Source organism: Sphingobacteriia bacterium, assembly GCA_017304685.1.
Taxonomy (GTDB): Bacteria; Pseudomonadota; Alphaproteobacteria; order Rickettsiales; family 33-17; genus JAFKLR01.
The window spans coordinates 786,354-800,091 of sequence record JAFKLR010000003.1 but is presented as its reverse complement, the minus strand read 5'-3'; the positions used below and the strand labels follow the sequence as shown (position 1 = coordinate 800,091).

The 13,738-nt window shown below is 28.9% G+C and carries 16 protein-coding genes; 7 read left to right on the top strand and 9 right to left on the bottom strand.

Annotated features, from left to right (window positions below):
* Nucleotides 1-7: 7 nt before the first annotated feature.
* Complete coding sequence (locus J0H68_03820; GenBank protein ID MBN8827813.1) at nucleotides 8-1,654, top strand: hypothetical protein; 1,647 nt, start codon at nucleotides 8-10, stop codon at nucleotides 1,652-1,654.
* A 43-nt stretch (nucleotides 1,655-1,697) separates the two neighbouring features.
* Here the strand turns inward: J0H68_03820 and flhB are convergent, their stop codons facing one another.
* The 7 genes from flhB to J0H68_03785 form a co-directional block, all read right to left on the bottom strand.
* Nucleotides 1,698-2,777, bottom strand: coding sequence for a flagellar biosynthesis protein FlhB (gene flhB, locus J0H68_03815; GenBank protein ID MBN8827812.1), 1,080 nt, complete (start codon nucleotides 2,775-2,777; stop codon nucleotides 1,698-1,700).
* 25 nt (nucleotides 2,778-2,802) lie between these two features.
* On the bottom strand, nucleotides 2,803-3,573 hold the full coding sequence (gene fliR, locus J0H68_03810) for a flagellar biosynthetic protein FliR (GenBank protein ID MBN8827811.1): 771 nt from the start codon (nucleotides 3,571-3,573) through the stop codon (nucleotides 2,803-2,805).
* A gap of 121 nt (nucleotides 3,574-3,694) precedes the next feature.
* Nucleotides 3,695-5,617 carry a hypothetical protein gene (locus J0H68_03805; protein ID MBN8827810.1) on the bottom strand — a complete coding sequence of 641 codons (1,923 nt, stop codon included), beginning with the start codon at nucleotides 5,615-5,617 and terminating at the stop codon, nucleotides 3,695-3,697.
* A 152-nt stretch (nucleotides 5,618-5,769) separates the two neighbouring features.
* Nucleotides 5,770-6,036: a flagellar biosynthesis protein FliQ gene (gene fliQ / locus J0H68_03800; GenBank protein MBN8827809.1), complete on the bottom strand. Its 267-nt coding sequence runs from the start codon at nucleotides 6,034-6,036 to the stop codon at nucleotides 5,770-5,772.
* Complete coding sequence (locus J0H68_03795) at nucleotides 6,036-6,353, bottom strand: flagellar hook-basal body complex protein FliE (protein MBN8827808.1); 318 nt, start codon at nucleotides 6,351-6,353, stop codon at nucleotides 6,036-6,038. Before J0H68_03795 ends, fliQ begins: the two co-directional genes overlap by 1 nt.
* A 4-nt stretch (nucleotides 6,354-6,357) precedes the next feature.
* Nucleotides 6,358-6,747 carry a flagellar basal body rod protein FlgC gene (gene flgC, locus J0H68_03790; GenBank protein ID MBN8827807.1) on the bottom strand — a complete coding sequence of 130 codons (390 nt, stop codon included), beginning with the start codon at nucleotides 6,745-6,747 and terminating at the stop codon, nucleotides 6,358-6,360.
* An 85-nt stretch (nucleotides 6,748-6,832) separates the two neighbouring features.
* On the bottom strand, nucleotides 6,833-7,348 hold the full coding sequence (locus J0H68_03785; protein ID MBN8827806.1) for a hypothetical protein: 516 nt from the start codon (nucleotides 7,346-7,348) through the stop codon (nucleotides 6,833-6,835).
* A gap of 115 nt (nucleotides 7,349-7,463) precedes the next feature.
* Here J0H68_03785 and csrA point away from each other — a divergent pair, with 115 nt between their 5' ends.
* From csrA to J0H68_03755, 6 genes are all read left to right on the top strand, one after another.
* Nucleotides 7,464-7,694: a carbon storage regulator CsrA gene (gene csrA / locus J0H68_03780; protein ID MBN8827805.1), complete on the top strand. Its 231-nt coding sequence runs from the start codon at nucleotides 7,464-7,466 to the stop codon at nucleotides 7,692-7,694.
* A gap of 23 nt (nucleotides 7,695-7,717) precedes the next feature.
* Nucleotides 7,718-8,179, top strand: a complete 462-nt coding sequence (bcp, locus tag J0H68_03775; GenBank protein MBN8827804.1) for a thioredoxin-dependent thiol peroxidase — start codon at nucleotides 7,718-7,720, stop codon at nucleotides 8,177-8,179.
* A gap of 6 nt (nucleotides 8,180-8,185) precedes the next feature.
* A complete protein-coding gene (gene tsaE, locus J0H68_03770) occupies nucleotides 8,186-8,653 on the top strand; it encodes a tRNA (adenosine(37)-N6)-threonylcarbamoyltransferase complex ATPase subunit type 1 TsaE (protein MBN8827803.1) in 468 nt (155 codons plus the stop codon).
* On the top strand, nucleotides 8,640-9,626 hold the full coding sequence (locus J0H68_03765; GenBank protein ID MBN8827802.1) for a phosphotransferase: 987 nt from the start codon (nucleotides 8,640-8,642) through the stop codon (nucleotides 9,624-9,626). Before tsaE ends, J0H68_03765 begins: the two co-directional genes overlap by 14 nt.
* A gap of 73 nt (nucleotides 9,627-9,699) precedes the next feature.
* Nucleotides 9,700-10,884, top strand: coding sequence for a methionine adenosyltransferase (locus tag J0H68_03760; protein ID MBN8827801.1), 1,185 nt, complete (start codon nucleotides 9,700-9,702; stop codon nucleotides 10,882-10,884).
* 190 nt (nucleotides 10,885-11,074) lie between these two features.
* Entirely contained in the window at nucleotides 11,075-11,530 is a 456-nt protein-coding gene (locus tag J0H68_03755; protein MBN8827800.1) for a hypothetical protein, read from the top strand.
* A gap of 54 nt (nucleotides 11,531-11,584) precedes the next feature.
* Here the strand turns inward: J0H68_03755 and J0H68_03750 are convergent, their stop codons facing one another.
* Together J0H68_03750 and J0H68_03745 are read right to left on the bottom strand one after the other, a co-directional pair.
* Nucleotides 11,585-12,163, bottom strand: coding sequence for a hypothetical protein (locus J0H68_03750; GenBank protein ID MBN8827799.1), 579 nt, complete (start codon nucleotides 12,161-12,163; stop codon nucleotides 11,585-11,587).
* Nucleotides 12,164-12,247: 84 nt separating this feature from the next.
* Nucleotides 12,248-13,717 (bottom strand): hypothetical protein, encoded by a 1,470-nt coding sequence (locus tag J0H68_03745; protein ID MBN8827798.1) that lies wholly within the window; start codon nucleotides 13,715-13,717, stop codon nucleotides 12,248-12,250.
* Nucleotides 13,718-13,738: the final 21 nt, after the last annotated feature.

Sequence of the window (13,738 nt, the reverse complement as noted above, 5' to 3'; positions counted from 1 at the left end):
CTTTTTTATGATAGAATTTTTAAAGAAAGTTATTAGGCAAGTAACTAGTCAGGTTGGTACAAAAAGCTTGTTTGGATCGGCTTTTGTAAGTTTATTTGGATTTATTGGTTATAAGATTTATAAAACTTTAACAAATAATATTTCCTCTCAAGAAGAACAGCGTGATAAAATGCGAAAAGCTCTAAATAATGTTGAAGATGCTGTAACTGAGGTTAGTCAAAATCTTCCAATCCAAAACCCAGTACAAAATAGACCACAACAAGAAGCTGAAAATAAAGATGTAGCAAAAAAACAAGGTAAAGAAGAAAAGAAACGTTTAATAACAAATAAAATTATATCTCACCAATATTTCAATGAATTATTAACAAAATTTTATAATAACAATAGAGAAGCATTAATAGCAAATATATATGCAGAATATAAAAAAGTTAGGAAGAGTATTGAACAAGATGAAAGAGTTGATAAAGCTGTTAGAGAAGTAATTGCGCACGAAGGAGCAAAAGAAAAAGAGAGAATAATTAAATCAATAGAGGAAAATCAAAATTTTAAAACTCTATGTAAAACATATTTTAATAATGAAAAAGATGTTTGCTTAAATATAATTTTAGATAAATATAAAGCTGTAAAAACTGATAGAAATTCAGAAATTGAAGCTGTTAGTGAAGCAATTCAATTAATTACAGAATACAAAGTTAAGGAAGTAAGAGCAAGTAGTGAGGCTCAAAAACAAGTAAAATCTCTAAAAGAAGCGGTGCCTGTAGTTGAACAATCCACTCAAAAGGTGAATATTGGAAATTACGAAAATTTTGATTATAATAGAATAGTATCTGACCGACAAAAACGAGTTGCAGAACAAAATAAAATTATTGATGAATTGGCAGAACAGGCATCACAATATAGAAAAGCTGCTCCAAATTTATTTAGTACCTCACCAGTACAAAATGATACTAAGCAAAACGCCATTTCTAATAAAAAAGAACAAGAGGCTAGCAAAAAACAGGAATCAGCTTTAAAAAAACAAAAAGAAGAAGAAACTAAAAGAGTTGCTAAAGCAAAAGAAGCTGAAATAGCTAATATAAAGCAACAAATAAAAGCTAGTCCATTGTTTAAAGAAGCCTATGAAACTTGTAAAGAATTAGTATCTTGGTCTTTTATGAACAGCCGTAAAAACATGATGATAGAAAATATTTTAGAAAGATATCAGCAAAAAATTAATAATAAAAGTTATTTAAATGATAAACTTAAATCAACTTTGGTTAACGAAGCAATTAGGGAAGAATATACTTTTTGGAACGATAAATTTGCTGCTAAAATTGAGGAAGAAAAAAATAAACCAAAAACTGGCTTTGAAAAGTGTGTAGATGGTATTATGGACCCAGTTATTAGTACATTTGGTATTGATCCAAATACTGGAGAAAGTAAACCTTCTAGTCTTAATAGAGTAGCTAACAAAGTAACTACAACTGTTGAGAAAAAAGTTCAAGAAGCTGGTAGAGTATTAAATGATCTTGACAACCTTGGTCCAGTTTCTGCATATAATAACTATAGAAATAGGCAAGACGGTAACCAAGTAGTTGAAAGTTTATTAAAAGGTAATTTTGGTGATGCTGCAAAGGCTGGTAAAAGTTTATTTGGAAGATGGACTAATCAGTAAGTAAAATTTTAAAAGTGCATCGGTTAAAACCCTTGCACTTTTATTATTCCATTGTTTTTCCTTTAAGCTTATAAACGTAACTAATGATTTCTGCCACTGCTTGATAGTGCTCGAATGGAACTTCTTCTTCAATATCAACAAGCTTATATAATTCCCGTGCTAAAAATGGATTTTCTACAATTGGAACTTCATGTTTATTAGCTATTTCCCTTATTCTTAAAGCTACTTTATCTGTACCTTTTGCTACAACAATTGGTGCTGTCATTTCACTTTTATCATATTGCAAAGCTACTGCAAAGTGAGTTGGGTTTGTGATTATCACGTCTGCTTTTGGAACATTTGCCATCATGCGTTTTTTTGCTCTTTCAGCACGCATTTTCTTAATTTTAGCTTTAATTTCCGGGCTACCTTCTGTTTCTTTATATTCGTCTTTAATTTCCTGACGAGACATTTTTAATTCTTTATAAAACTCATAACGCTGGTATAAATAATCAAGAATTGCTATAACAAATAATATAGAGCAAACAACGATTAAAACATCTTTAGCTAACTTATGAATAAAGGAAATTATCGAAATTATTTCGTAGTCATGAATGATTTTTACTTTATTAATTGAGTGAGAAATTGTTAAATAACTAGCAACTCCAATTACGATGATTTTAATTAAGCCTTTTAAAAATTCTACTACTGATTTGAGAGAAAATAATCTACCTAAACCCTTTAAAATAGAAATTTTTTCAAGTTTTGGAATTAATGGTTCACCCGAATAGCTAAACCGACCATTTTGAATGAAGCTTGATAATATACTCGCAATAATTGTTAAACTACAAGGTACGATAATTAGTAATAAAAAATATAAGCTTGAATCCTTATATATTTTCATTAAAACACTATCGTTTATTTGTATTTGATCGCTATTTAAAAAATAATAGCCAAAATTTAGATAAGTTTTTTCTCCCATTATAGGAATACCTTTCCAGACAATGGCAATGAGACATAAGAATACAAAGAAATTTGTAACTTCCCTTGAATATATTACTTGTCCTTTCTTAAACGCTTCTTCCAACCGCCGGGGCGTGGGGTCTTCCGTTTTTTGGCTGTCATCTACATCATCTTCTGACATTCAAAACCTATTTTGTTTTTTATAATTATTTCATAAATATCATCCCTACACCTTCATGTAGGAAATCAACGTACCACATCATTACACCGCCCACAGTTAACATTAGAATGATGAAACTAATCAAAATTTGAACTGGCATAATAATGAAGAAAATTTGCATAGCAGGCATAAGTCTTGAAAGAATACCTGCTGAGAACATTAATATAATTCCAACTACTAAGTGTGGGGCTGAAAGCTTAAATGCAGTTTGGAAAGATTTATTTAAAATATAAGAAGAACTCTCCACTATATCTTTAAAATTTAAAGTGCTAAATGAATTATAGATAGTATAGCTTTCTATTATTCCAGCTATAAATTGATGATGTAAGTCAGTTGCAAAAATTAAAACAATTGTTATAGCACCTAAAAAATTTCCTTCAACAGATCCTTGAGCTCCACTGTTCGGGTCAAACATCATTGCTGATGATAATCCTGATTGTGAACTTATTACTGTTCCAGCGGTGTAAATTGCAGATAAAAGGAATTTAATTAGCATACCAATACCAATGCCTATAATTACTTCACTAAAAATTTGTATGGTTAATTTCAATATATTTTCACTTGGTACGTCAATTTTACTGCTTACTATTGGTTGTACAATGAAGGAAAGAATAAGAGCTATTATAAGCCGAATTCTTACAGCAACATATACTTCTGCAATTGCAGGCATTGTCATTAAAGCTGAGCCAACGCGACAAAAAACTAAAAAATATGATAAAAGAAATTGATTAGTTATATCGCTTAGTGAGTTAAGCATTTTTTAAAACATTAAATATTTACTTGAAATAGTATAGGAGAATATTTTAATATTTGAAAAGAAGTTTATTGAATAAAGGATAAAAATTATAATGTTTGGTTATAATTTTTATCCTTTATAATTAAATTTTACTTAAAGTTTCATGCTTAAGAATTTTTTGTAAAGTTCTAAATTGGATAAACCTTTCTACATCATCTCTATTATTTTTTATTTTTTCATACAATATACTTATTTTCGTATCTTTATTAGTTTGTGTTTTATCCGTACCTACATTTAGTGCATTTCTAAATCCCGTTACATTTTCCTTAGTTTCCTTTTGAAACGGTTTCTTTTCCTTGTCCTTTAACTCAAATTGTAAAAACATCTGTTTCATATAGTTAGAATCTATATTGAATAATTTTTTAAATGATTCCATATATTTTATAATTTTATCTAGAGGAATTTTTGCCTTATTCATTGCTTTATATGAAGAAAGTAATAACTCAAATTTTCTTAGACCTTCTAATTGTGGTTTTTCTTCGGTAGTTAACTCTTTTTCCCCTGAGGGAGATAAATCGTCATTCTCTTTAAAAGGATGAATAGGATAATTTTTAGTATATTCTTGAATTTTGCTTAAAAGTAAATTGCTAAATTCTGGATATGTTAAAGTAATAATTTTATATATCAAATCGTCATTTATTAAATGATATCCTGGGACATCCGTTGGATTAATTTTAGTTTTTAAGTAATAATAAGTATCTACAACCGCCACTTTAAAATAAAATTCATCATTTCTTGCGTCAGAGTCAAAAAGAGCAAAAATAGGTTGTGCTCCTGCCAAGGAATATACATCAAGTAAATCTTTGATATTTCTTCTCTTATCTTCTGTTTCTTTTTTCTTTTTTAAGCTTTCAAAATATTCCGTTTTCATTGGACGCTTAAAAATATAAAAAGTAATAAGGGGTACTAGTAATTTTGTGTATAAATGTTTTTTAACATTTATTTTCAAATTATTTTGAATAACATTTTCAAGTTTTTGCTCTTCGGCATCTCCGTATAGTTTAGGATATTGTGCCTTAATCACGCTTTTATTATTTTCTGTAAAGTTTTTTTGAAACTCTACTATAACACTTGGATCTGCAAATTCTCCTATTAACTCAAAATTTAATAAACTTTCGCTAAAGGCAAGGTTAGTAAAAAAGTTTTTACTAATTTCAGGATAATCTTTTACTCCTGTAAAAGATAATTGATTCATTTTTAAGCTAATAAGCTTTTTATTATTCGCTAAAGCTTTACCTAAATTTATTGCTTGTTTTTTATTAAGAGGAACTGAATTATTAAGTTTATCAATAAGTATAAAAGAAAAATCTAGATGAGTTACGGATAGGTTTCCTTCTTTATCGAACATGTTTATTAAATGATCTACTGATGCTTCAACTTCAATTTTGGAGTTTTTAAGGGAGAAATGAGTAAGTGTTGTATTCTTTAAAAGCCCTTGTTTTAGTAAATTTAGTTGAGTACTACTAAGCTCGCAATTTTCAATATTTAATTTCTTTATGTGCTTATTTTTAGCAAGAATATTAGCTATAGTTAAAATTATGTTAACATTATCATTAAATTTTATCCCGCTTAAACTTAGTTCTTCAAGTGAAGTATTATTTTCTATAGCTTTTAAAGTCTCATTTAAAGGAATATTAAATTCATTACTTTCAAAATGAAAAGTATAATTTCTAAGCTCCAAGCTTTTTAAGTGATCATTAAGAAGTAAATTTTGTATTGAAACAAAAGTTTTCTTACTTAAAAAACACTCATCAATAACTAAACTAGAAATAGTTTTTGTTTGATTAAGCACGTCAAAGACTTCGGCTAGTTTTTCATGATGTAATTGTTCTAGATATAACCCTTTAATTTTATTATTTTGCTTAAGTGCTATTGCTAAAAGATCAAAATGATGTCTAGGGTCTTTGACATGCTTAATCTTTATGCTTCCTTCAATTACATTATTCTTTATATCCTCGGTAGATTCTACGTTAAGTTCAATTTCAGTAAATGGTTGAGTAGACATTTTAACCTCCCGAATGGTGTGTTGTTCAAAATAGGAGACAAATCTATTTTAAACTGAAAAAAGATTAAATGTAAACTTCTAATTGAAAAAAAATTAAGGAATTTTTTACCAAATTCTTAAATAAGTTGTATTTGAGTTATATTTGTATCTACTTAAGGTAGAGCGATAATTTTCTCATTAATTCTTTCTGAGAAAGTTTTGAGTTGATTTCCCATGAAAGGAAAGGCAAGTAATAGACATAATAAGATAGCAATCATTTTTGGTACGAATGAAATTGTAGTTTCTTGGATTTGTGTTAAGGCTTGTATTAATGAAATAACAAGACCAACAGTTAATGCAATTAAGAGTGCAGGTGCAGAAATTTTTAAAAATACAAAAATAGCGTCACCTGCTATTGCAACAATCTCCTGACCTTCCATTAGATTTGCATACTCAATATAGTTTTATAAGCTTCAATTATTTTTTCTTTAACTGTTACCATAGCTTGTAATGCGGCATCCGCACTTGCCATTGCAGTAATTACTTGAGTAGTATCAGCTTTACCTTGTAAAGACTTAACAGTAATTTCTTCAGCTTGTTTGATTGTATCAATTGTACTAGTTAGATTCTTTTTTACAAAAGAAGCGAAAACACTGTCGCTTGCAGCTGCACTTTCTGAAGAAGTACTAACAGGTATACTTTGGTTTCTTAGATATGCTTGACTTGCAACTTTTAATAAATCTATTTCTTTTGCCATAATATTACCTTAAAATATCCAGTGTTTTTAATTCCATATTTTTAGAAATTTCAAAACTTGTTAAATTTGCTTCATAACTTCTTTGTGCTTCTTTAGCATCCATGTTTTCTACGGTCTTGTCAACATTCGGATATAGCACATAACCTTGAGCGTTGGCTGCAGGGTGATCTGGGTCGAATCTTATTTTATAATTACTTTTATCAACATCAATTTTTCTTACTTTAACTAAATTCATACCCTTTTTTTTATCTTTAGTGAGACCAAAAATAATAGTTTTTCTTCTATACGGTAATTGATCTGGATATAAGCCAGTAGATTCTGAATTTGCAATATTTTGTGAAATTACTTGCATCCTTTTTGTTTGAGCCTTCATACCTGAAGCCGACATTTCCATTGAGTCTCTAAGGCCGCCACTAATACTATATGCTTCCTGTATTAGAAATATAAAAAGTGAAAGTGTAAAAAATAAGTTACGCATATTACCTACCACTAATTGCAGTTTTTAAAAGTGCATAATTTTTTGCCAATAACTTAGTATAGGTTTGATAATTTATACTGTTATCAGATGCATTTTTCACTTGATCTGCGAGCACAATGTTATTACCCGTTGGAGTAAATTCATTAGCCTCTGGGTCATTAATTGCTTGGAACCTACTACTACGTTGGCTTCCTGGAATATGGTTTGAGGAAGTAGTGTTTAAATGAAAACTTTCAGCTTTCATTTTTTTAAATTGCTTTTTATAGTCATATTTTTTAAGTGTTTTAGCACGTGCATGTGGAACGTTAGCTTGTGCAATATTTGCTGCAATTATTTTTTGTTTTTCAGTTGAATAATCCATAATGGATTCAAGATTTTTAATTACATCAACTTTTTTATTTCTTAATGATTTAAAGTTTGGTCTTATATTATATTCACTATTATCATTAACTTTTAAAGCTAATGAGTTACTTATTGTCAAACAAACTAGTGTAAGTGTGATAAAAATTTTTTTCATAATGGAACACTCATATCCATAGCTTTTTGTTTGCAAACTTGTTAAACTCCTTTTAAATTGATAATGCAAAGTTTTGTAAAACATGTCAATAATTTAATATTTCAAAAGTTTTAAAATGTTATACCTTACAAGAAAAATTGGTGAATCAGTTATAATTGGTAATAATGTTACAGTTACAATAACTGAAATAAAGGGTAAAAATGTAAAGTTAGGTTTTAAATTCCCTCCTAACATTACTGTTCTTAGAGAAGAAGTCTTTGAAAAAATTTCTAAGGAAAATAAATCAGCAACAAGTATTAATATTAATGATTTAGAAAGTTTGAAAAAAACTAATTCACCTGAATAAAATTAAATTTTATAAGAGTTTATATGCTTACACAAAATAGTAAAGCCCCAGAATTTGAAGCTATTGATGATGAAGGGAACACAGTTAGTTTAAGTAAATTTAAAGGAAAAAAATTAGTTCTATATTTTTATCCAAAAGATAATACGCCAGGATGTACTACCGAAGCTCAAGATTTCCGTGATTTAAATGAAGAAATTGTAAAGTTAAATACATTAATTTTAGGTGTATCTAAAGATAGTACTAAATCTCATCAAGGATTTAAACAAAAGTATTGTTTACCATTTTCATTACTTACAGATAGTACAGGTAAAATGTGTGAAGATTATGGAGTATGGGTTGAAAAATCTATGTATGGAAAAAAATATATGGGTATTGAAAGAACAACATTCCTTATTGATGAAAACGGTATAATAAAGAAAATATGGAATAAGGTATCTGTAACTAATCACGCTAAAGAAGTTTTAAATACAATAAAATCTTTATAAAATAAAATGATTGCTCATTCACTACTTATTTCTTCTGAAACCCAATTAGAAAAAATAGCATTGGAAATTGCTGAGAAACTGCAGCAAGGTGACACTATTACCTTACGTGGTGACTTAGGCGCTGGTAAAACAACTTTTACACGGTTTCTTATTAATTCCCTTTTTAATAAATCAATCGAGGTACAAAGCCCTACTTTTACACTTGTACATGAATATGTATCACCTAAAGGAAAAATATGGCATTATGATTTATACAGGCTTAAAGATAAACGTGAGATAAGAGAATTGTTATTATTAGACTTTTTAGAAAAAGATATATGTATAATTGAGTGGCCAGAAATTATAGAAGAATACCTTCCAGAAAACAGGCTGGACATTTATTTAGATTATATGGAAGATAATTTAGAGAGTCGAATTGTTAAATTTGTTACTCATGGGTCATGGCTTGAAAGGATAAAGGATGTTAGCAAGTAATATGGATAGAGCAGTTTTAAAAGAAAAATTTATAAAAAAACAAAATCTAAAATTAACGAAAATCGAAAACTTTCCCCAAGACGCTTCATTTAGATCTTATTCAAGGCTTCATTTGGACGATAATAAAACTTTAGTAATAATGGATGCTCCACCAAAATTTGAGGATGTTAGACCATTTGTTTATGTAAGTAGCATATTAAATAATATGGGGCTTTCTGCACCAAAAGTTTTAGATAAAGATGAAGAAAATGGTTTCTTGCTTTTAGAAGATTTTGGAGATGAAAGCTTTAGAAAATTTTTAATAAAAAATCCAATAGAAGAAGAAAAATTATATTTTCAAGCAGTTGATGTTTTAGTTGAAATATACAGATCATCTATTACTTATAATCTTGAAGAATATAATTATGATAAATTCTTAAAAGAAGCACTTGTATTTGCCGAATATGGCTTAGAAAATTTTGCAAACAATAAGCAACATTTAAAATCTTTACAAGATGAATATAAAGAAATTATAACAGATATTTTTAATTTATTACCAAAATCAGCCAAAAAAATATTAGTTCATAGAGATTATCATGTAGATAATTTGCACTATTTACCAGAAAGGAATGGAATTAAAGCAGTAGGGTTAATTGATTTTCAAGATGCAGTTTTAGGTTCGCCTACATATGATCTTATGTCATTAATTGAAGATGCTAGAAGAGATGTGAATCCAGAAATTGCAAATAAAGCTATTTCGCGCTTTATTAAAAGCATAAATGTTGATAAAGACGAATTCATGTATGAATATAACATATGGGCTATGCAAAGAAATTTAAAAATTGTAGGAGTTTTTAACCGTAAAAACCTTAGAGATAATAACCCGAATTATTTACAATTTTTACCTAGAGTATGGGGCTATTTAAAGAATAATTTATCTCAAAGTCATTTGGCACAAATGAAAAATTTTTTTGCTAAATATCCAAGTAAATAAGAGTTTAAACTTTCAGTTGTGATATAAGTTTCAATAATATAGACTTTTCAAAAATAATATTTTCGAGAGTCATATGCCTTTTAGTCAATCACGGATTAAAGATTATCTTTTTACAAGTGAATCAGTTTCAGAAGGACATCCCGACAAAATATGTGATGCAATTTCTGATAATATAGTTGATGCCTTTTTAAGCCTTGATCCTATGGCTAGAGTGGCTGTTGAATCAATTGCTATCCCAAATAAAATTATTATTGCAGGAGAAGTTAGAGGCCCTGAAATTAGTAAACAAAAAATTGAAGAAATTGTAAGAAGCACTGTAAAGAAAATTGGATATGAACAAGATGAATTTCATTGGGCAAAAATTGATGTTGATATCAATTTAAATCGTCAGTCTACAGATATTGCTATGGGAGTAGATGAAGGTACAAATAAAGAAGAAGGAGCAGGAGATCAAGGTATTATGTTTGGTTATGCAAGTAATGAAACAAATGTTTTAATGCCTGCACCAATTCATTATGCACATAAAATTTTGTACACAATATTTGAGCAAATTCATAAAGGGAAAATTATAAATTTAGGACCTGATGCTAAAAGCCAAATTACCGTTGAATATAAAAATATGAAACCTGTTCGTGTTAATAATGTTTTAGTATCAATTCAACATAGTTCTGATTTAAATCAACAAGATGTTAAAAATATAATTCGGCCATTAGTTATTGAAGCTTTACCAAAAGATTGGATGTGTAACGATGACAAATTTTTAGTTAATCCAACAGGTAGGTTTGTTATAGGGGGACCTGTTGGTGATACAGGGCTTACCGGAAGAAAAATTATTGTTGATTCATATGGGGGAGCGGCGCCGCATGGTGGTGGAGCATTTTCTGGAAAAGACCCTTCTAAAGTAGATAGATCCGGTGCATATGCTGCAAGATATTTAGCAAAAAATGTTGTGGCTGCAGGTATTGCTGAGAAATGTACTATTCAAATTGCGTATGCAATTGGTATTGCAAAACCACTAGCTTTATATGTTAATACGCACGGGACTGGGAATGTTGATGAAACAAGACTTTCTCAAATTTTAGAAAAAGTAATGGATCTTTCACCAAAAGGAATTAGAACTCATTTAAAGCTTAATAGACCTATATATGCAAAAACAGCTTCCTATGGTCATTTTGGCAGAATACCAGAGGCGGATGGCCATTTTTCATGGGAAAAAACTGATTTGGTTGATGAAATATTAGGTTTAGTAAATCAATAGTGATTTATATAAAGTAGTAAATTTTGATAAAGGTTGTAAATTATTACTTATTAACTTTTCAATATATATAATTAATTTAAAATTTATTTTAAATATTTAATTTAAACCTTGAGTTATAATTAAATAAGACTTAAGGTGGCGTTATAAGTTTACTTGTGTTTATCCTTTAACTTAAAATGAGGGCGTTTTTATGAAAAAAGCACAGAGATTTTTTAAACGTTTATTCACCAAGCAAGAACCTAATAAAGCAATAGATATTATAGAAAGTAGCGCCACCCAAAATACTGATAGCGATATTGAGTCTTCAGAGCTTAGTATCGAAGGTTTTTTTTATCATATGGATTTAGATAAAAACTCTGATTTAAATAAAAAAGTTCCTTTAAAATTTACAAAATGGGTTTCACATGAAGAGCATATGGAGCATAAAAGAAGAGATGAACCTATTTATAGAAAAGTTGCTAGGAGTACTAGTGAAATATCTGAAGGATATCTTGAAGCTCGAAAAGAATTATATAAAAGGCATTCAAGTAAAAGACTAAAAAATATTACAGATGAAAATCAAGAAATTAGCGGTAGTAGTATGAGAAATCTAGTAACTTCTTCCGGCACTTGTAATGGAAAAGCTGCAGTAAAAGTTAAGTATTAAATTGTAAAATGAAGCACATCATTTAAAAACCAATGATGTGCTTTATTTTACAATCTATTTTAGAATAGTCATAATATTAATTAATGAAAAAGCTATCATTGCGATATTTTCCATTATAGTTATGGTAATCAATGGTGTGTTTAAGCCTGTTCCAATTGCTTCCCATTTTAAATCTTTTTCTACCATAGTTGTAACGCCAATACCTATTAAAGTAATAGACATCATAATTAAAGTAGTAATATTAGTTTCTAAAGGCATAAAGTTATTTAGATAAGCTACGCCTAGATAAAGTTCAATGAATGGATATAAAAGACCATAGATTTTTACACGTTTTGTAAGAAAATCAAAACTTTCAAATCCTTCTACAAAGGATGCTATATCAAATAATTTAAACATAGCAAGTAGACAAAATGTGAATCCCATAATTCCATTAGTAAAATTTAAAAATTCTTCTGGAACGTAAGGAATGGCATCAATAGATGTAACTTTAGTAGATAAAGAAAAGAGTGTAGCAAGAATAAAAACTACTAGAATAGGGTAATATTTTCTAATACCTGTTTTAATTGTGTAATCATAACCATGGTAACTATGAGTTGTATGGTTATATCTATCAAAATCACCGACGTTTCTCATAAAAATTCTCCAATAATTAATTGAACACTTTTTTAAGGATATAATAAAGTTTACTACTTAATTATATCCTTAAAATTAAATGGGCTAATCAATATTAAAACCAAATGGAACGTAAATTTCTTCACCATTAATTTTAAATTGTGCAAAAAGTCTCATAAAACCTGTTTTTTCAGGTTGAAATTGAAACTTGAAATCAGGACCGCCACGGTCAGATTTACTTAAAACTTTTTTAGTAGCTAGAGGATGAACATGTGTTACTGTTGCAAAATCTTCCATAAAACCAACTAAGTGGTTATATGTCCCCATAATTGGCTCAAATGAAGAAATATAAGCTCCATTTGAATCAGTTACTTTTATAACACCAATAACTGATTTACCAGATTTAACATTTGCAGTATTAAATGTTAAATCAAAATTATAACCGTTTACTTCTTGATGTAATGTAGTAGTACGGTCAATTCTTCTTTCTAAAGGCTGAGTTTGAAGATCAGTTCTTTGAATTAAATCTCCCATAACATATTCTTCAATATTGGTATCCAAAGGAGTTATATTAGCCCAGACTCTATAATTACCTTCTTTTTTTGGATGCCACACAAATTGATATATACCATTTTCATTTAATGCTTTTGGATGTACATGAGCGTAATCATCTAAACTATCATCAACAATTAAAAGATGAACTTTATGAGCATAAGTTTCTTTTAATTCTTTTGGAATAACTGGTTTACCAGTTAAGCGTTTAGTTAATTTTATCTTAACTAATTTTGCATTGCCTTCTTTACTAATATCTAATACTTCCATTTTAGTTGGGGTATTAGCATTTATAGTATTTTTTACTGCTTTTTTAGCATCATGAGCTTTTTCAGCGGTTACATCAGCTTGAGCTTTTTCAGCAGTTACGTCAGCTGCGTCATGAGCTTTTTCTTTAATGAATTCTTTAGCATCATGAGCTTTTTCAGCAGTTACGTCAGCTGCGTCATGAGCTTTTTCTTTAATGAATTCTTTAGCATCATGAGCTTTTTCTTTAATGAATTCTTTAGTATCATAAGCTTTTTCAGCAGTTACGTCAGCTGCGTTATGAGCTTTTTCTTTAACGAATTCTTTAGCATCATGAGCTTTTTCAGCGGTTACATCAGCTGCGTCATGAGCTTTTTCTTTAATGAATTCTTTAGCATCATGAGCTTTTTCAGCAGTTACATCAGCTGCGTTATGAGCTTTTTCTTTAACGAATTCTTTAGCATCATAAGCTTTATTAGCTGCTTTATCAGCACCTTCTTGGATACTTTCTTTAGCGTCATGTGATTTGTCTTTAATTTTATCAATAGTTTTATCTGCAGTATCCTTTACAGATTCTTTAGCGTTATGAGCTTTTATTTTTGCTGTTTCTTTAGCATCATGCGCTTTATTTTTAATATCTTCTTTTACATCTTCATATTTTTTTTCGCTGTCACTAGAAAATAAACTCCAAGAATAAGCATTAGTACTTATGCTGGCGGTCAATGTAGTCACTGCAACCGAAAAATATAAATGTTTAAGTAAATTTGTTTTATTCATACATAACCTCCAAATAGTGTT